This is a genomic window from Bradyrhizobium sp. Leaf396 (assembly GCF_001424605.1).
GTDB classification, from domain to species: Bacteria; Pseudomonadota; Alphaproteobacteria; order Rhizobiales; family Xanthobacteraceae; genus Bradyrhizobium; species Bradyrhizobium japonicum_C.
In genome coordinates this window covers 1-17,236 of the sequence record NZ_LMQJ01000003.1, presented here as the reverse complement: position 1 = coordinate 17,236, position 17,236 = coordinate 1, and the positions used below count along the sequence as shown (strand labels likewise).

14 protein-coding genes and 1 pseudogene are annotated in these 17,236 nt (G+C 65.5%); 3 read left to right on the top strand and 12 right to left on the bottom strand.

Annotated features, from left to right (window positions below; genetic code table 11):
- Nucleotides 1-124: 124 nt before the first annotated feature.
- Nucleotides 125-1,159 carry a DUF7146 domain-containing protein gene (locus ASG57_RS03720; RefSeq protein ID WP_057195724.1) on the bottom strand — a complete coding sequence of 345 codons (1,035 nt, stop codon included), beginning with the start codon at nucleotides 1,157-1,159 and terminating at the stop codon, nucleotides 125-127.
- Nucleotides 1,159-5,484 (bottom strand): strawberry notch family protein, encoded by a 4,326-nt coding sequence (locus tag ASG57_RS03715; RefSeq protein ID WP_057195723.1) that lies wholly within the window; start codon nucleotides 5,482-5,484, stop codon nucleotides 1,159-1,161. The genes ASG57_RS03720 and ASG57_RS03715 overlap by 1 nt, the downstream gene beginning before the upstream one ends.
- Before the next feature lie 213 nt (nucleotides 5,485-5,697).
- Here ASG57_RS03715 and ASG57_RS03710 point away from each other — a divergent pair, with 213 nt between their 5' ends.
- Nucleotides 5,698-6,069 (top strand): hypothetical protein, encoded by a 372-nt coding sequence (locus tag ASG57_RS03710; protein WP_230646604.1) that lies wholly within the window; start codon nucleotides 5,698-5,700, stop codon nucleotides 6,067-6,069.
- A gap of 32 nt (nucleotides 6,070-6,101) precedes the next feature.
- Nucleotides 6,102-6,482: a hypothetical protein gene (locus tag ASG57_RS03705; protein WP_057195722.1), complete on the top strand. Its 381-nt coding sequence runs from the start codon at nucleotides 6,102-6,104 to the stop codon at nucleotides 6,480-6,482.
- On the opposite strand, the gene ASG57_RS03700 is transcribed toward ASG57_RS03705, so the two are convergent.
- The 9 genes and pseudogenes from ASG57_RS03700 to ASG57_RS03660 form a co-directional block, all read right to left on the bottom strand.
- Nucleotides 6,455-6,679: a DUF6117 family protein gene (locus tag ASG57_RS03700; RefSeq protein ID WP_057195721.1), complete on the bottom strand. Its 225-nt coding sequence runs from the start codon at nucleotides 6,677-6,679 to the stop codon at nucleotides 6,455-6,457. The genes ASG57_RS03705 and ASG57_RS03700 overlap by 28 nt on opposite strands.
- Entirely contained in the window at nucleotides 6,676-7,089 is a 414-nt protein-coding gene (locus ASG57_RS03695) for a hypothetical protein (RefSeq protein ID WP_057195720.1), read from the bottom strand. Before ASG57_RS03695 ends, ASG57_RS03700 begins: the two co-directional genes overlap by 4 nt.
- Before the next feature lie 69 nt (nucleotides 7,090-7,158).
- On the bottom strand, nucleotides 7,159-7,377 hold the full coding sequence (locus tag ASG57_RS03690; protein WP_057195773.1) for a hypothetical protein: 219 nt from the start codon (nucleotides 7,375-7,377) through the stop codon (nucleotides 7,159-7,161).
- A gap of 59 nt (nucleotides 7,378-7,436) precedes the next feature.
- On the bottom strand, nucleotides 7,437-9,584 hold the full coding sequence (locus tag ASG57_RS03685) for a ParB/RepB/Spo0J family partition protein (protein WP_057195719.1): 2,148 nt from the start codon (nucleotides 9,582-9,584) through the stop codon (nucleotides 7,437-7,439).
- Nucleotides 9,585-9,759: 175 nt separating this feature from the next.
- The gene (locus ASG57_RS03680; RefSeq protein ID WP_057195718.1) at nucleotides 9,760-10,143 is read right to left on the bottom strand and encodes a DUF2958 domain-containing protein; all 384 of its coding nucleotides are present in this window, start codon (nucleotides 10,141-10,143) and stop codon (nucleotides 9,760-9,762) included.
- A pseudogene (locus ASG57_RS03675) lies at nucleotides 10,140-10,358 on the bottom strand (zincin-like metallopeptidase domain-containing protein); the annotation flags it as partial. The pseudogene ASG57_RS03675 and the gene ASG57_RS03680, both read right to left, overlap by 4 nt.
- A gap of 203 nt (nucleotides 10,359-10,561) precedes the next feature.
- Nucleotides 10,562-11,467 (bottom strand): ArdC family protein, encoded by a 906-nt coding sequence (locus ASG57_RS03670; RefSeq protein ID WP_057195716.1) that lies wholly within the window; start codon nucleotides 11,465-11,467, stop codon nucleotides 10,562-10,564.
- 350 nt (nucleotides 11,468-11,817) lie between these two features.
- Complete coding sequence (locus tag ASG57_RS03665; protein ID WP_057195715.1) at nucleotides 11,818-13,983, bottom strand: hypothetical protein; 2,166 nt, start codon at nucleotides 13,981-13,983, stop codon at nucleotides 11,818-11,820.
- Entirely contained in the window at nucleotides 13,980-15,401 is a 1,422-nt protein-coding gene (locus ASG57_RS03660; protein WP_230646921.1) for a hypothetical protein, read from the bottom strand. The genes ASG57_RS03665 and ASG57_RS03660 overlap by 4 nt, the downstream gene beginning before the upstream one ends.
- On the opposite strand from ASG57_RS03660, the gene ASG57_RS39015 reads away from it, so the two are divergent.
- Nucleotides 15,387-15,737, top strand: coding sequence for a hypothetical protein (locus ASG57_RS39015; RefSeq protein ID WP_230646920.1), 351 nt, complete (start codon nucleotides 15,387-15,389; stop codon nucleotides 15,735-15,737). The two genes, ASG57_RS03660 and ASG57_RS39015, sit on opposite strands and share 15 nt — an antisense overlap.
- A 23-nt stretch (nucleotides 15,738-15,760) precedes the next feature.
- Here the strand turns inward: ASG57_RS39015 and ASG57_RS03655 are convergent, their stop codons facing one another.
- On the bottom strand, nucleotides 15,761-17,077 hold the full coding sequence (locus tag ASG57_RS03655) for a tyrosine-type recombinase/integrase (RefSeq protein WP_057195713.1): 1,317 nt from the start codon (nucleotides 17,075-17,077) through the stop codon (nucleotides 15,761-15,763).
- Between the last annotated feature and the right edge of the window lie 159 nt (nucleotides 17,078-17,236).

Here is a 17,236-nt window from a genome sequence, read left to right as displayed (position 1 = left end):
CCATTGCCGGGCTGGCCCGACTGTGGGCCGATCGCCCTCTCGAAGGCCGAGGCGCGGTCCTCTCAGACGGTCTGGTGCATCCGGACGGGCATGGCGGCACCGCCGCCACCTTTCTCCGTGCCGGCTATGCCGCAAGCGCCATGAAGCGCGCCACGTCATGCGGTCCGATCTGCATCCGGGTCTGGCTTCTGAGCGCGTCGATGCCGAGGGTGCGGAGATCCTCGTTGAAGTCGCCGAGCTGTGGCGAGATGACGATCGCCTCGATCCCGGCCGCGTTCGCCCGTTCGACCAAGCTATCCCGCGCACCGTCACCGGCCGGATCGTCGTCGCGCAGGATGTAGAGCCGCCTTAGCGTGTTCGGGAACAGGATGGCGGCGAGATGGGCTGCAGAGAGTGCCGCCACCATCGGCATGTCGGGCAAGACCTGCCTGACCGACATGACGGTCTCGATGCCTTCGCCGGCCGCCATCACTTCGCTGCCTGTGCCGAAGCGGACCGCGTTGCTGAGGAGATCGCCCATCGCTCGCCTCGGCGTGTCGAGTGGCGCCTTGTCGCGGCACCGCGGGTCGAGCCAGGTCCGATGCGCCCCGGTGATCTTGCCGCCAAGGTCGGTGACGGCGGCGATCATCGCCGGCCAGGTCTCGGTCGGCGAATGCTCGTCTGGCCGATAATAGCACCGCGGGTGGAAGCGCAGGTTTCCGGTTCCGCGTAAATCCGTAATGCCGCGTTCGCGTAAATACGACTGGACGAGCGTGCCCGTGATCGGCTGTGACATGCCGAACAGGCGGCGGGCCGCCTCGGGCGAACCATGCGGCGCCGGGGCCTGACGCGGGCGTGCCGGCATGGGTTCCGGTGGCGGCATGCTGAGGAAGGTTCGTGCCTCGTCGGCGACGTCCTTGAAGTCGATCAGGCCGCAGCTCTCGCGGATCACGTCGAGAAGATCGCCATGCTCGCCGGTCGCGGCATCTGTCCATTTGCCGGCCGGGCGCTTGGGCGAGTCCTTCAGCCGGACATACATCGAGCGGCCCGGCGTGTTGCGCACGTCGCCGACCAGCCAGTAGCGGCCCTCGCGCCGGCCGCTGGACAGGTAGTGACGACATACCGCCTCGGCCTGCCGGCCGAGACGTTGTGCGAGATCGGAAGCATCGTGACGGGGCATCACGCGGCCTCCCGTTCGGAGATGCGCGACACCGGATAGGCGTCGAGCAGCTTGGTCAGCACGCTCACGCCGCCAGCGTCGGCCGGCACGAAGAAGCGCAGCTTCCAGGAGATGATCTCGCTGAACAGGCCATAGGCGCGAAGCCGCTCGCGCATCGCCTCGGTGAAGCCGGTCAGCTCCAGGCGATAGGCGCTCATGACGCGGGCGCGGCGAAGCTGGAGTCCTTCGCCGAGGTCGAGGACAGTGCTGCCCTCCATGAGCGCGGCGAAGGCGTGTTCCGGCGTCAGCGTGCTCACGCCCTGCGAGGCGGCGTTGGCGGCCCAGGCCGGCGAGACACGGCGGCCGATGATGCGCTCGCCCGCATCGGTCTGGAGCCGGTAGACCCTGGTCGACTCATCCGGCAGGCGCTTCCAGATCGGCAGCAGCAGGCCGGCGACGATGTGGATCTTGCTGTCGGAGAAGTCCGGGATGTCGGCCAGCTCGGCCTCCCATGCGGCGGCGAAGCGGTCGCGAGCGGCTTCCTCCCAATGGCTCTCGTCCATCGTGCGCAGCGGCGCGTAATGCTGCTCCATCGGCCGGATCATGCAGACGCGGCGCTCGATCTCGCCGTCGTCCAGCATCATCGACGGAGCCGCCATCTGAACCGCGGCGCGTCCGGAGCGACCGTTGACCAGCAGCCGAGCGCGGGGATCGGCGAGATGGTCGAGCGCACCTTCCAGAGTGACCGGGTGATTGCGCTCGCGGCGCGTGATAGTCAGGAGCCGCGTCTCCGCACCGGTGCCGGGATGGACGTGGATGACCTGGCTGTCAGTCACCACGAAGCTCTCGGCCTGCAGCGTCTCCAGCCCGACGTCGTAGTGGCCGCTGCGGATCGCACCTTCGATCTTCGCCGTCAGGAGCTGCTCGAAGGCGGTGAACAGGATGCCCTGCAGCTCGATGGTTAGCGCCAGCAGCCGGTTGAGGAAGGTGGTGATGGGGGGCAGCTCGTCCTTGATGCCGTTGTCATCCATCAGCTTGAGGCCAGTTGCGGTCTCGAAGCGATCGAGCGAGCAGCCCTCTACCTTGCCGCGCACGAGCAAGAGGTAGAGCTGGCGCAGCGCGTCCCGGCCATAGTGGGATTCGAGATTGTCCTCGGGCCGGAACAGGCCCTGACCGCCGGTCTGGCGCTGACCGCGCGTGATGGCGCCGAGCGTGTCGAGCCGGCGTGCGATGGTCGAGAGAAAGCGCTTCTCCGCCTTCACGTCGGTGGCGATCGGCCGGAACAGCGGCGGCTGCGCCTGGTTGGTGCGGTTGGTGCGGCCGAGCCCCTGGATTGCCGCATCGGCCTTCCAGCCGGGCTCCAGCAGATAATGGATGCGCAGGCGCTGGTTCCGGACGGCGAGGTCCGCGTGATAGCTGCGGCCCGTGCCGCCGGCATCCGAGAAGACGAGGATGCGCTTCTGGTCGTCCATGAAGGCGGCCGCCTCGGCGAGGTTGGCCGACGCCGCTCGGTTCTCGACGGCGAGGCGTTCGCCCTTGCGCACCACGCGGCGCGACCGGCCGGTGACTTCCGCGACGACATCCGTGCCGAAGCGCTGGACGATTTGGTCGAGGGCGCCGGGCACGGGCTCAAGCGACGCGAGCCGTTCGATCAGCTCATCGCGGCGGGCGACGGCTTCCCGGCTCTCGACGGGTTGGCCGTCCCGGTAGACCGGCCGCGACGACAGATTGCCCTCGCTGTCGGAGAACGGCTCGTAGAGCTGCACCGGGAAGGAATGGGCGAGATAGTCGAGGACGTATTCGCGCGGCGTAATGTCGACGCGGACGTCGTTCCATTCCTCAGTCGGGATCTCGGCCAGGCGTCGTTCCATCAGGGCCTCGCCGGTTGAGACGATCTGTATGACGGCGGTGTGCCCGTCCGCCAGGTCCCGCTCGATCGAGCGGATCAGCGTCGGCGTCTTCATGCTGGTCAGGAGATGGCCGAAGAAGCGCTGCTTGGCGCTTTCGAAGGCCGAGCGCGCGGCGGACTTCGCCTGCCGGTTCAGCGTGCCGCTGTCGCCGGTGATGTTGGCCGCTTGCATCGCCGCGTCGAGATGATTGTGGATGATGGCGAAGGCACCGGCATAGGCATCGTAGATGCGGGTCTGCTCGGGCGTGAGCTGATGTTCGACCAGCTCGTATTCGACGCCGTCATAGGAGAGCGAGCGCGCCGTGTAGAGGCCGAGCGACCGCAGGTCGCGGGCGAGCACCTCCATGGCCGCGACGCCGCCATTCTCCACAGCTTCGACGAACTCGGCCCGATTGGCGAAGGGGAAATCGTCCCCGCCCCAGAGGCCGAGCCGCTGGGCATAGGCGAGATTGTGGACAGTGGTGGCGCCGGTCGCCGAGACGTAGACGACGCGGGCGTTCGGGAGCGCGTGCTGGAGCCGCAGCCCCGCACGGCCTTGCTGCGACGGGGCCACGTCGCCCCGTTCTCCTTTGCCGCCGCCGGCGTTCTGCATCGCGTGGGACTCGTCGAAAATGATCACTCCGTCGAAATCGGAGCCCAACCATTCGACGATCTGCTTGACGCGCGAAAGCTTCTCGCCGCGGTCGTCGGACCGTAGCGTAGCGTAGGTTAGAAATAGGACGCCTTCGGGCAGACGGATCGAGGAGCCCTGCGGGAAGCGCGAGAGCGGGGTGACCAACAGGCGCTCCATACCGAGGGCCGACCAATCGCGCTGGGCGTCTTCGAGCAGCTTGTCGGACTTGGAGATCCAGACGGCCTTGCGCCGTCCCTGGAGCCAGTTATCGAGGATGATGCCGGCCGACTGGCGGCCCTTGCCGGCGCCGGTGCCGTCGCCGAGCATGAAGCCACGGCGGAAGCGGACCGCGTTCGGGGCATCGTCCGGCGCGGCGGTGACGAGATCGCCGGTCTCGTCCACGGCCCAGGCTCCGGCGAGAAATTCGGCGTGCGCCTCGCCGGCATAGATCACCGTCTCGAGCTGCGCGTCGGACAGGATACCGTCGGCGACGATCGGCGCGGGCAGCATCGGCCGGTAGCTTGGCTTCGGCGGCGCGACCGAGGCCATGGCGGCGGATTGCACCAGCTTGGTCGGGTGCGGATGCGCGCCCTCGATGCGGATCGACTGGAGCGCATAGGCTTCATAGATCGAGTCCGACAGGCTGCCGCTCTCCGGCGGCGTCCAGTCGACGGTCTCATAGGCGAGCGGCACGCCTTCGAGATGGGTGATGCGGCGGGCGGGCTGAGCCGTCGCCGCACGGGCGAGATAGCCACGCACGGTGCGAGGCGTAGCGGCCGGCATCGAGACAGGGCGTATGATCGAGACCGGCAGCCGCGCGGGAAGCTGCGTGTCGATCCAGCCCAGCAAGGTCGCGACATCGGGGGCGATCCCGGCGGAGTCAGGAAATTGCTCGGGATCGTCGGCCGGCGCCTTGTCGATGACGGTCAGGCGGGTCTCAATGGTCGTGCCGTGCTTGGCATAGACCGGGCCCGCGATCGCGGCGGCGAACACGACGCGGCTGCGCTCCTGCAGGCGGACGAAGGCGTCCCGCCAGGCCGGAAGCTCCGGCGAGAAATTCGCGCCGGCGATCGCGACCAGGCGCCCGCCGTCGGCCAGCCGGGCGAGCGCCGAGGCGATATGCCGATAGGCGGCGTCGGCGACGCGCCCGGTGACGTGCGCCATCACCGAGAATGGCGGGTTCATGATGACGACGCTCGGCACGGCCGCCGGATCGAGATGGTCGTCGATCTGAGCGGCGTCGAAGCGCGTGACGGGCACGGCCGGAAACAGGGAAGCGAGAAGATCGGCGCGGGTTTCGGCCAGCTCGTTGAGGATGAGCGATGCGCCCGCGGTCTCGGCGAGCACGCCGAGCAGCCCGGTGCCGGCGGACGGCTCCAGCACGCGATCGGCCGGGGTCAATGCTGCCGCCGTCAGCGCGGCAAGGCCGAGCGGGACCGGTGTCGAGAATTGCTGGAAGGCCTGCGCCTCCTCCGATCGGCGCGTATGCGTCGGCAGCAGCCCGACGATCTTCGCGAGCGCGGAGAGCCGAGAAGCCGGCGACCCGGCTTTACGGAAAAGCGCCTTTCCATATTTGCGCAGGAACAGGACGGTCGCGACCTCGCAGGCATCATAAGCCGTCTTCCAATCCCAAGCGCCAGCGGCGTCGGACGCGCCGAAAGCGTCCTCTATGGCGCTGCGCAGCATGGCGGCATCGATTGGGCGGCCCTGTTCGAGGTGGGAGAGGATGCGCTCGGCGGCGGCTAGGATGGCGGCGGCCGGCGACGCGGAGGAGCCAAGCGGAAGCGAAGCCGCCTCGACGGCGGGGATCGGAGCATGAAGCATGGGGGGGACCTCGGAGAGCGGGACAAGGGCGAGCCGGCCCGGCGCTCTCTCAGGACCGGACGGGCTCAAACCCGTCCCGGCCACCCTCTCACTCTGGCGCGGGCGGAACCCGGCCCGTCGCACCGTCTTTCGGCGGCACGCATGGGACGCTAAGCTCTCGTAGGAATAGAAGCCGCGGCGCCTCGCATCCGGGCGCTGCGCCGGATGATGAGCATGGGAGGCGAGATGAAGGGCAGCGCGATCGGCATTCTTGGCGCGGCATGTCTGGCGGTGGGCTTCGGCGCGGGGTTCGTGCTCCGGCCGGTGATCGCGCCGGTCGCCGCATCTCCGGCGGTCGCCGCCGGCGTCGCCCAGCCGAGCGAGGAGGAAGCCACCGCAGCCGTGCGCCGTCACCGCCTGTTCACGGGTACGTCGCTGGCGAACGCGACGCTGAAGCTCGGCGATTGCTCGCCGGGCGGCGTTGGCCCCGGCGTGACCTGCATGACGCAGATCGTGCTCGATTCAACCAAGCCGAACGCCGCCCCGCAGAACCGGCCGATCGGCTTTGCCCGCGTCAACGGGCAATGGGAGGTGGCGGTCTGGTAGGGACACGCGACGGGATCGAGAGGGCCCGCGCCTTGTTCGCCAATGGCGAAGGGTTTTTGCCGTCCACGGCACAGGCTGAGAACGGCGATCCCCGCCACATCTGCTACATGACCGCGATCGCGGCCGAGCTTGGGCTGAAGGCGTATGTTTCGAGCCAGGGCTGGAGCGACGATCGCTGTCGTCGGGACATTCGCCACGATCTCGAAAGCGGCTTGGCGCACGCCTGCGCATCGGGGCTGGTCGTTCGGAACGACGCACTGGCCGATGCGGTGGCGGTGCTGAACGCCTATTATCCGCGTCATGCTTTTGATCGCTTCGACGGCGATCCGGCCTTCGCGTCGAAGGCCCGCGCGGCGGTCGCGGGTCTCTTTGATGACGTGCGCCCCTATGTCGAAGCCTCTGGCGGGCGGTAGATCTCGAAGGGATTGCCGTCGGCGAGATGGCCGAACGGGGTGAAGACGAAGTCGCCGTCATCACGGCCGACGGCGCAGATGACGTAGCGCTGCTCGCCGGTCGCGGCGTCGGCGCATTCCATCAACGCCAGGTCGCCGCTGCTCGCGGCACGCAGCAGCGTCTGGAAGTTGGCGCGGACATGGTCTGGGATGCTCATCGCGCGCCTCCCTCGGCAAGGCGATCGGCGAGCCAGCGACCGGTGCTCATCCACGCAATCGTCTCGCCCGAAGCGAGATCGAGAAGATGGGCGCCGCCCGAGAAGCCGTCGATCACTGGATTGGAGGCGATCCCGGCCCACTGGAAACCCCAGGGGCCGGTCAGCCCGAACGCCTCGGCGCAACGCGTCACGAAGGTGATCGCGAGCTGCGGATCGGCGGTGCCGGGGTCGCGCAGCCAGAGCCATGACGCGCCGTGCTCAGGTGTCACTGAGAGGTGAAACGGTTCGGCCGGCGGATCCTCGCGGCCGTTCTCGGCCATCAGCGCGGCGTAGATGTCGAAGGCCCGTGCGGCATTGGCGGAGGTGCCGACGTCGAGCAGGCAGGAATAGCGGGTGAAGAAATCGGTCATGGCGGGCTCCAGAAACGAAAAGAGCCCGGCGCTTGGGCCGGGCTCGGAGTGGGTTCAGGGTGGCGGAGGCTAGTAGCCGAACTGCCAGGACGGCCAGGCTCGGCCGTCGTCGGCGGCGTGCACCGCGTCGGGGAGATATGCCGGATCGCCTTCGACGACGACGGGATCGTGCACCGGGGTTTCGTCGATGATCGTCACGCGGCTGACGATCCCGTCTTCGACTTCGACATGCACGGGAGCGAGAAACTGGAAGACGACGCGACGGGGCGACGCGGTGGATCGCAGCATGGCGATGCTCCTTCGGTCGGGGAAAGGACCGGAGCGGCCGAAGCCGCTCCGGGTGCTCATCATTCGGCTGCGACAAGGTGCGTCTCGTCGTGGGCCTCGGCCGTGACGTCCTCGTCGTCGCCGGCGAGGAATGCGGGCAGCGCCGCGCCATCATCGTCACCGTCGTCTTCGCTGTCGGATTCGATCTTCGGCGCGGACGCGTCGGTATCGTCGACGGGGCGCAGCGGCTCGGGCAGCCATCCGGTTTCGGCCAGCAGCCGCTCGGCCTCCTTGGCCATGTCGGCCTTCTTCAGATGGTCGATGAGCTGGGCGGCCTGCTCGCCGACGCCTTCGCGGACCGCCTGCAGGATGCGGGGCTTGGTGACGCGATTGAGGTAGTTGCCGAAGGTCGGGCGCCAGCCGGCCTCCACCAAGTCGAGCCCCGTCGCCTTCGTCAGGCGGTCGGCCTGGGCGAGGCGCATATCGAGCATGTGCTGCGACACGCCGCCGGCGCTGTGTGGGTTCGGCCGCTCATAGAGCGCGTTGACGCCATAGCTGACGCAATGCGCCAGCAGCGCCATCCGGCTGGCGTCATCGAGGCCCGCGAGCCAGTCCCACAGAGCGTCGTCGTCCTTGGGGATGTCGCCGGCCCACGCGGCATGCCGGTCCTGGACCGCGCGGGCGGACGGGCTGTCCTTCAGGGCCTCGTCCTGAGCCGGGAAGAAGACGTGCTTCACCCCGGCTTCCATGGCGCCCGTGTACATGAGCGTCATGAAGGTGTCCGAGACCAGCTTGTGAAGGAGCGCGGTCATGGCGATGTGCGGATTCTCCGCGACGGCATTGCGCAGCGCGAGCGTGCGGTAGGCCGTCAGCTCGATGACCAGCCGCTCGGGCAGCGGCTTGATCTTATCGTCCTCGTCCTCCTCCGCTTCGACCGCCTGGCCGCCGATCGTGATGACGGCGCGCTGCACGGCCGGCCCACCGGGCTCGCGCGGCCGACTTTCGGCCTCGTCGCCATCGACCTCGGCGCCGGGCTCGGGAGCTTCGTCCTCGGGTCGGACATAGCCGCGATCGATGGCTACGCTGCCGTCATGCGCGATGCTGATGAACACGCCCGCGCGCGCGATGTCCTCGGCCTCGAAGCGGATCGGACGGGTCTCGAACGCGGACAGCGCCGTCTCGATCTCGCCGAGCCGAAGGTCGACCTCGTCGGGCAGTTCATCGGCGCCTTCATACTCGGCCTCGAGCTTCTGGTATTCGGCGTTGAGCGCCTCGATCGTCGCCTGTTCTTCCGCCGTCAGGTCGAGCGGTTCGCCCTGCAGCTCGCGCAGGCCGCGCGTGGCGTCGTAGTGGAAGCTGACCGCGACCTCGATCCACTTCCAGCCTTCGGCGGTGATCGTCTCGGCTGTCGCCTTGAGCTTCTCGGCAACCAGCCGGTCGAGCAGCGCCGCGTCCTGCAGCCAGCCGCCGTCGTCGGACTGGAACAGGTCGCGCATGACGATGCCGCCGGCGGCCTCATAAGCCTCGACGCCGACGAATACGGCGCGCTTGTCCGAGGCGCGCACGGTCGTCTCGGTCAGCATGCGGCGGATCTGGTACGGCTCCTTCGACCAGGCGTCCTTGATCGCTTCCCAGACTTGCTCCTGGCGGGCATGATCGTCGGTCACCGTGAAGGCCATGAGCTGGTCGAGCGTCATGCCGTCCTCGGCATAGACGTCGAGCAAGGCGGGCGACGCGGACGCCAGACGCAGGCGCTGCTTGACCACCTGCACGGGCACGAAGAGCGCCGCGGCGATCTCCTCCTCGGACTTGCCCTTCACCCGCATGTCCTGAAAGGCGCGGAACTGGTCGAGAGGATGGAGCGGCGCGCGGTCGATGTTCTCGACCAACGAGACTTCCTCGGAGAGGATCTCGTCGTCGCGCTTGCGCACGACGCACGGCACCGGGGCGATCTTGGCGAGGCGCTTCTGCTTGACGAGCAGCTCCAGCGCGCGGAAGCGCCGGCCGCCCGCGGGCACTTCGAACAATCCGGTCTCCTGGCCCTCGGCGTCGACCACGGGCACGACGCTCAGGCTCTGGATGAGGCCGCGACGCGCGATCGAGGCCGCCAGGTCCTCGATCGAGACGCCGGCCTTCACGCGCCGGACGTTGGACTGGCTCAGGACCAGCTTGTTGAAGGGGATGTCGCGCGAGGACGACAGGACGATCTTCTGAACTGCAGTAGCCATTGGGGATTACTCCGCAACGGGCGGCCGAGAGCCTCTCTCTCGACCTCCAACCCGTCACGGAAATCCCGTCCTCCCTCTCACTCTCTACTGGCCGGCGCCCCTGGGTGTGGCGACCGGAGCGAACGGGGTGCGAGCGAAGCACGAGACGCAAAAGCGCAAGCCCGCTGACACGGATTTACGCGGGTTCGGATCGCCCGGAGATCGCGCTTCGGTGGGCCGCGTGAAGCACGCGTTCGACCTCGCGGATGCTGCCGGTTCGACGGCCCGCTTCGGCCCAGACCGAGATCGGAAACAGCCCCTCGAACAGGAGATCGCGCTCGATGCCGAGGCCCAGCGGCAGGCGCACCGCGGTTATCTCGGCGAGGCTGAACGAGCCTAGCTCGGGCTCGCCGAGATCGGCCAGGCCGAACAAGGTGTCGCCATCCTCGTCGAGCTCGGTCGCCAGCCAGACGCCTTCGCCGAGCGGGTTGAAGAATTTCGCCACGGGGATGTGGTTGGCGTCACGGTCGCGGCCGTTGGCGAGGAGCTGCTCGCGCAGTTCCGTGGTCAGGAGGATCATGCGGCCCTCCTGTCGATCGCGGGCTCGGCCTGCAGCTCGACCGGCACGAAGCCGAGCAGCCAGTCGGCGGCCTTGCTTGCCTGGCTAGCGGCGCGGACGATGGCGCGATTGTCCTCGCGCAGCACCTCCAGCCAGGAGCCGATATAGTCCGCGTGCCGCACGGTCGGCACGATGCCGAGCGAGGCGCAGCAGAAGGCGGCGTTCATCTCGGCAATATATCCTGACAGTCCAGCCCTTTTTTGAAATTTTACCCTGTTGGGGATGGTGGTGATCATGCCGCCATCTCCTCGGTCCGAGGCTGCTGGGCATGCATCCAGTCAGCCGCCTGCTGGGCTTTGTTCAAATACTCGATGACATGCGGNATATCCTGACAGTCCAGCCCTTTTTTGAAATTTTACCCTGTTGGGGATGGTGGTGATCATGCCGCCATCTCCTCGGTCCGAGGCTGCTGGGCATGCATCCAGTCAGCCGCCTGCTGGGCTTTGCTGGCGGCGGTGAAGATGGCGCGAGGGTCGTCCTTGAGGAGGCGCAACCAGGATGCCACGTAGGCGGCGTGATCGGGCCTGGGATGATGGGCGACGCCCAAATCCGCCAGGATGAAGGAAGCGGTCAATTCGGCGGTGGCTTCTTCGATCGGCAGCCAATCGCGCTTGAACCGTTCCTGGAAGTTCCGGTCGAGCCGGTGCTTTGCGCCAGTGGCGTGAGCTGCTTCATGTATTAACGTGCCGGCATGGGCGGCTGGGCTCGTGAATGCCGCGTAGTCCGGCATGAAGATCGTGTCGATGTCGATGCGGTAGTGCGCATTGTAATTGCCGGTGATGATCGGGATCTTCAGCGCATCGATGAACTCGCCGACGTGAGTAAGGCGATCGATCTCTGGAAGCTCCTCGATGACCTGAGGTTCGTAGCCATCGACTTGGGCGACATTGAACACCGTGAATGCACGTGCAAAGACGCGGCGACGAACGTCATCGTCACCATCATCTGCATCGTCGTTGGCGGCCGGCTTTGCCTGCTTCCAGAGAACAACCGTCGTTCCTCGTTCGCCCTTGCGTACCTGCGCGCCGATAGCCAGCCATTGCCGATAGGTTCCCCAGAGGCCGTCGGCATAGCCATGAGCTTGCGCAGCGATCCAGAGTGCGAGCACGTTGACGCCGCGGTATCGATTGCCTGACGAGACGTTCTGAGGACGGGTGATGGCAGTGCCGTCGTGATGCCAGGGCATGCGCCATTCGCCGGCGCCAGCTTCGATCGCGGCGACGATCTCGGCGGTGATGCGGGTATAGACATCGGCGCGGTCCGCCGAACTCGATGTATAGGACATGGGAGAATCTCCGCGGCCGGCGGAGCAAGCCTCTCTCACTCCCTCAACCGGCCGCCCGATTCCGGCCCTCCTCGTCCTCTCCCGCCGCCCGACAGGGCGGCCGTCTTTGGTTTTGTGCTGTCTCATCATGATGGGTGTTCCCGTTCGGCCGGGGTCCGTCCCCGGCGGCGGAGCAGCCACCTGCGATGCCTGAAAGCGCGACCGCGCACTCGCAGAGCCGAAGCGATAGCGGAGGACGGCGATCAGCCGTTGCGCGGCCGTGCGGGGCATCGCGCGCTCCGACCTGGCCGGGGCGGACGCCGGCGAGAACCAGCCGGCGCGGCCGCAACCTCAGGTCCGGAGCTCTGACGTCAGTTGCTGCGATCGATATCGTCGAGGACAGCCTCGATGCGTGCGAGATCCTGTTGCAGGGCGGAGCGCTGTAGCGAAGACAACCGCTTCTCTTTGAGGACAGCTCTCGCCTCGTCTGCGGAACGTGCCCATGCTGGCCGGTGCCTGGCGGTGATGCAGGCGTTTGGACACCGTGTCGGTTGGCAAAGCACGGTCAGCGGCATCTTGTTGTTGTCGGCGTTGGTTGCCTGCTTCAGGCACAGGGCGGTCCCGGGATCGAAGAAGCAATCGGCGAGCACGCCGACGTGCAATGTGCGCGCGAGACTGGCGAGCATCGTGCGAAGCCGCGCGCGATCTGCAATTATGACTGGAAGGGGGCTAAGTTCTACCGCTGCAGCATCAAGCGCCTTCGATATGCGTGGTGCCGCTGGTCCGGAAAGCGTCGAACCAACTTGCCGCTCATCGAAGTAAACCAGCAGGTCATCGAGTTGCCCAAGAGCACGCTGGTTCTCGACCTCGGCGCGGAAGCCAGACTTGCTGGAGCCGGCATAGCCCTCGAAGGCCGCGACGGAGGCATGCTTATACTGGATCATGCCGGCGATCGTACCGAAGGGACGGTTGGCGATATGCCATGCAATCGTTCGGCGAAATTGCCGTGTTGTGATTCGCCAAGGCTTGCCTTCGGAACTGTTGGGAATAACCGGCTCGTTGATCGTGCCGAACAGTTCATTGAGGTGATCGCGATAAAGATTGAGCTGGCGTACTATCTCGGCAGAGAGGTGATCCTTGCACACGGATTTAGCGGCCAGGACCGGCCAGAGTGTCGTGAGGCCGCGGGCCGATGCGGCCTGGAACGAGAGGCGTTCCAGCACACCGATGGCCTTGGCGACAGGCTCGATCGTGACCCAATCGGCTGCTTCGCCATGGCTCGATTTGCCTTTGTAGGCAACTGACCGGACGCGATGGCGCATGATCAGGCCATCTTCACTGCGGGATATAGCAAGGCATCCACGCTGCATTGCCTGAACTTCGCAGTCGCGCATGCCGGTCAGATACGCACACAGAATATATGCTGCTGATTGCAGCATCCGTTCTTCCTGGGCGAGCGTCTTGGCGTCGAATCGAGGTCGCCACGGAAGGCCCGTCTCGGGCAGAAGAGAGATGCACGTATCCATGCCGCCAGTCTCAACGCCGAGTTGGCGTATGGCTGCATCGATCAGATCGGGCGCTCCACTCGCAAGCTGAATATGCATCCTCGACTCTGCGCGGGCATCGATCCCGATATGAAGATGAAGCAGGTGCGAGTTGACAGGAGGCGATACGTCCCCTGTATCTGGAAGCCGCATAGTGGCGCCATTGTGAGCGGTCCCCCAGATCGGCACACCGCGCTCTTCACGTCGTCGCCGCTCAAAGTAGTCCATGAGACGCCGGCGCTGTCGGGCACGGCGCTGTTTGCGGTCAAGGGCCTGATCTGATTGAACAAGCTTGGCGCAATGGGTCTCCAATCGATCAAGCTCGTCGCGAGCGGCGAGGATATCGGGCGCAAACTCGGTGACGTAGCGGATCGACCAGGCCAACAGTGGGGCGATGACTTCTTCCGGCATTCGTGGGGTGCGGTTCTCGCGGACGTGACGATAACCAGCGACGCGGGCTGGAGCGCGTCCGCTCCACGGCTGGAACCGCAGCCCTCCGGAGGGAAGATGATCGCGAAAAGCATAGAGGTCGACCGGCACCTCGAGAAGGTGACCGACGATGACAGGCCGTCGGCTGCAACCGGTCTGGAGATGGCGCGCGTAGCGGTCGAGCAATTGCTGATCGATCCGCGAGAGATCGACGGCGCTGAGTTCGCCGCGGACGAACTCGAAGAAGCGACGCGCTCGGTTGAATATCTGCCGAACACAGACAGGCGGGAGCTTCTTGCGATGACCAGGGAGATCGACGTTGAGCCGGGCATAGAGCAGTTCCCGGATTGCTTCGCGGGTACCGATATCTTCGACCGAGCCGAAATGTACGGTGACATGGCAACGGCGGGCGTTCTCGCGAAATACCGCCGGCCCGAGATCCCAGCTTGCATCGCCATAGCGGGACAGGCAGCTCCGATCGAAGCCCTGCTTCAGCGCCGCGGAAGCAAGAACCGGACGGTCATGCAGATCCTGTGGGAGCGGAGCGAGGGCAACTTTGCTCATGGCCGCACCTCGGGCGGAAGATAGAGAGATTGTTGGGTGGCCTCGCTGCGCGCTTGGGCGATCAAACGTTCAGAGAAGACGGGCAGAACCTGTTGTGTGATGCGCGCATGCGCGCGACCGAACTTGATGCTCCAGTCGGCCGCAGAGAGCCCGGCGCGCTCGCCCTCGATAAAGTCGAGAAACGCGAGGATCGCTGGCAGCTTGCGAGCCGTGATGACCGCGTTGCGGCATTCCAGGCAACCCCAGAATGGCTGCGGACAGGGTGAGCCTGCTTCGGCGAAGGGGCTGTTCTGAAAGCCCGCGCACGCCGCGAGCCAGACGTCCTGATCTCCATCCAGGAGCGCGGGAATGTTATTGTTCTGCACAGGGGCGTCAACACCCTCGCGCCAAAGGGACTCGCTGTCGGGTGACAGAACGATCGGTCCTGCGGACGCGACAACATCCGTGAACGCCTCGGCGACGGTGGCTTCATGCAAAGGGCGCAGTGACGGAATATCCGCATAGTGACGAGCGGCGATCTCCGGCGTGTGGCCGACGGCAAAGCGCGCCATGTGCCCTTCGGTCTTGAGATACCAGAGTGCCTTATGTGTTTTGCGCAGCCGGGAGAGAACAAGGTGTAGCGGACGGCGATCGTCGTCGACGATGCCGTGTCCAGCGACCCAGTTGTCCACCAACTGATGCGGGTGATCGATGCCGGACCGGAGCTGTCCTCGCCCTTTATAATGATAGACCCAGAGAGACTCGACCGGAAGAAAGCGCCTTGTAAAGCTCGTCACCTCGATCAGCTTGCGGATCAATCCGCCAGGCGTGCCGAGGCCGCCATCACGAACTCGCAGACGCTTCTGCTCGGCACCACGCGCGCGACGCTTTATGTAGCTGATCTCGATCGTCCCGGACTCTGGGCTCTGCAAACAATCGATGGTCAGCGTCTTGCAGCATTCGATCTCGAGCCCTGTCTCTAATGATAGGAACGTCAGCAGTGGCGGCAGATCGGTTGCGAGCAAATGATGGCGGTTATGGACATCTTCGGAAAAGCTCGAAACCGGCAGGCCCCGTCGCAGGCGCATGAAGTACAGGCGTTTGAAGGCGAGGTCCGAGTGGTCGATCTTGCCTTCAGCGGCAATCCTGGCTTCAACATCGGCGACTGCGCTGCGGAGGTTGGAATCAATGGCTTCGTCGAGCGGACGGCCGATACGTCGGAATATTTTGCCGATATCGGCCCGAGCCGCGTCACGTAGCTGACGAGCGACGAACGGACTATATGCGTCGCGGGGTTGCGACCGTCCTGCGGATTGCGCGCTGGTGTAGCTCAGGCGATGGCGGAGCTTATCGTCGAGAAGGCCGGGTTGATCGGCATCGATAGAGCGCAGCGCCAGAATCGCCTTCGCGAGGACCGTGTGCCGATGGATCGGCGTCATGCCGCCGGCCTCAAGGGAGGCTTCGAATCCGTCAATATCCTGCGCGCGAAGATCAGCCGGCTTCGTGGCATGAGAATGGGCTCGCAGGTATGCGAAAAACTTATGATATGCTGTAATGTGCTGCATGATGGTGCAGCGCGCTCCCAACGCCCCGCCGAGTTCAGCCTGTCGGCGAACAGCGCCGGCAAAGGCTATCGCAAGTGCTCGCGGGCTCAGGCTGGTGAGATCGACCTCGACGATCCCGCCATGACGCGCCTCAATGTTGAAGCGCAGTCCGATCACCTGGTCACCGGCATGAGCTGGAACAACACCATCTGCGGGCACAAAACGAACTGAAGTTCCCTTGCGCGGCCGGCCTCTCATAACGAGCGCTCCGAGGGAAGCAGCGCCAGTAACTCCTCGACGGCGGCATCAACGGTATCGGCGCGCGAAGCGATGTGATCGAGATAGATGTAGGTCGTTGCGAGGCTGGCGTGGCCAAGCAGCCGTTGCACTTGCTGGAGTGGATCGCCGAGGATCTGCCGATATCCTTCGATCGGGCCAGCGGGCAACGCTGCATCTCGAATCCGCTGCTGGATCAGCATCGCGAGCATATGCACGGCAAAGGTATGGCGGAGCTGGTGCGGCGTGATGTTGACGGAAAAGCTGAGAGACCTGCACCGCTCGGATGCCCGGGCGAAGATCACCTCCCAGGAGTTCGGTTGAACCGGCAATCCGACTTCCGTGAGCCACAGCACGGCGGGCTCGCCCGCTGTACCGTCATCATCGCAGACGATGGTCCTGCTGCGCTCTTCGGGGCTCAGCAGATCAAGAACGACGTCACTCCCGTCGAGCAGTCGCAACCGGGAAGCTGACCGCTCCCTGTGAACGAAGATCGGGCGTTCGTACGAGCGCCAGCCGGAGCGTTGTCGGAACTTAGTGACGGCGTGAGCTCGTTCAACCGCGATGTAGGCCCGCGCCTGTTCAAGCAGTCGACCGGAAAGAAGAATCTGGCGACCACGATCGCCCTTCGTCAGCGCGTCCGGCAGATCGAGCCATACCTGTCGAGCTGTTCGCCGATCGACGGCAGCAAGGTCGGATGCAAACAGAAAGGAGGCTTCCTCCAGCCGAAGGCCCGTCGTCACAACGAGGTCGGAAAACAACGCATTGCGAATGCCGTTGCGATCACGCGCTCCCGGCCGCGCTCCGCCATCAGGCATAAGCCCTCTGAGGCCGACGTCCCAAAATACCCGGTAGTCATCGAGCGTGACAAAGCTGACATCTGCTCGACGAGCAGCCGGCTCATAGGCGTCATTGCGGGCTGTAATCTGCGCACGCCGGCCGCCGTATCCTTGCCTCCAAACCGAGCGGTGCGTGAACGGCGCTTCAGGGAGCAAGCCTTCGCGAACGCCCCAACGATAGAGCCGATCGAGACAGGCAACAGCTCGATTCCAGGACGCCGCGGAGATACGTTGGCCGGCCTCCGTCCGGCGACGAACGCGATGATAGGCAAGGACGTCGCGACGATCACCTTGCCATACGGACTTGCCGCAGGCTTCCGAAAGAAAGCGGACCCAGACCAGGACGTCATAGCCATACGCACGAAGGGAGTGCCGTGAGCGGACGCCATTGAGGGGAAGGTCGCGGAAGAAACGATCCAGATCAGGATCGTAGAGTGCCCCGTCCCGCAGGATCATAGGGACGTGTGCATCAAGGCCGTCAGCCGATCGGCGCTCTTGAATGGTGATGTGATCTTCCCCCGATAAAGTGGACGGGTTAAGCGGCTTTTAGCTCCATCTCGATCGGGGGGATATATCCGAGTGCGGAATGGAGCCTTGTCCGGTTATAGAATCCTT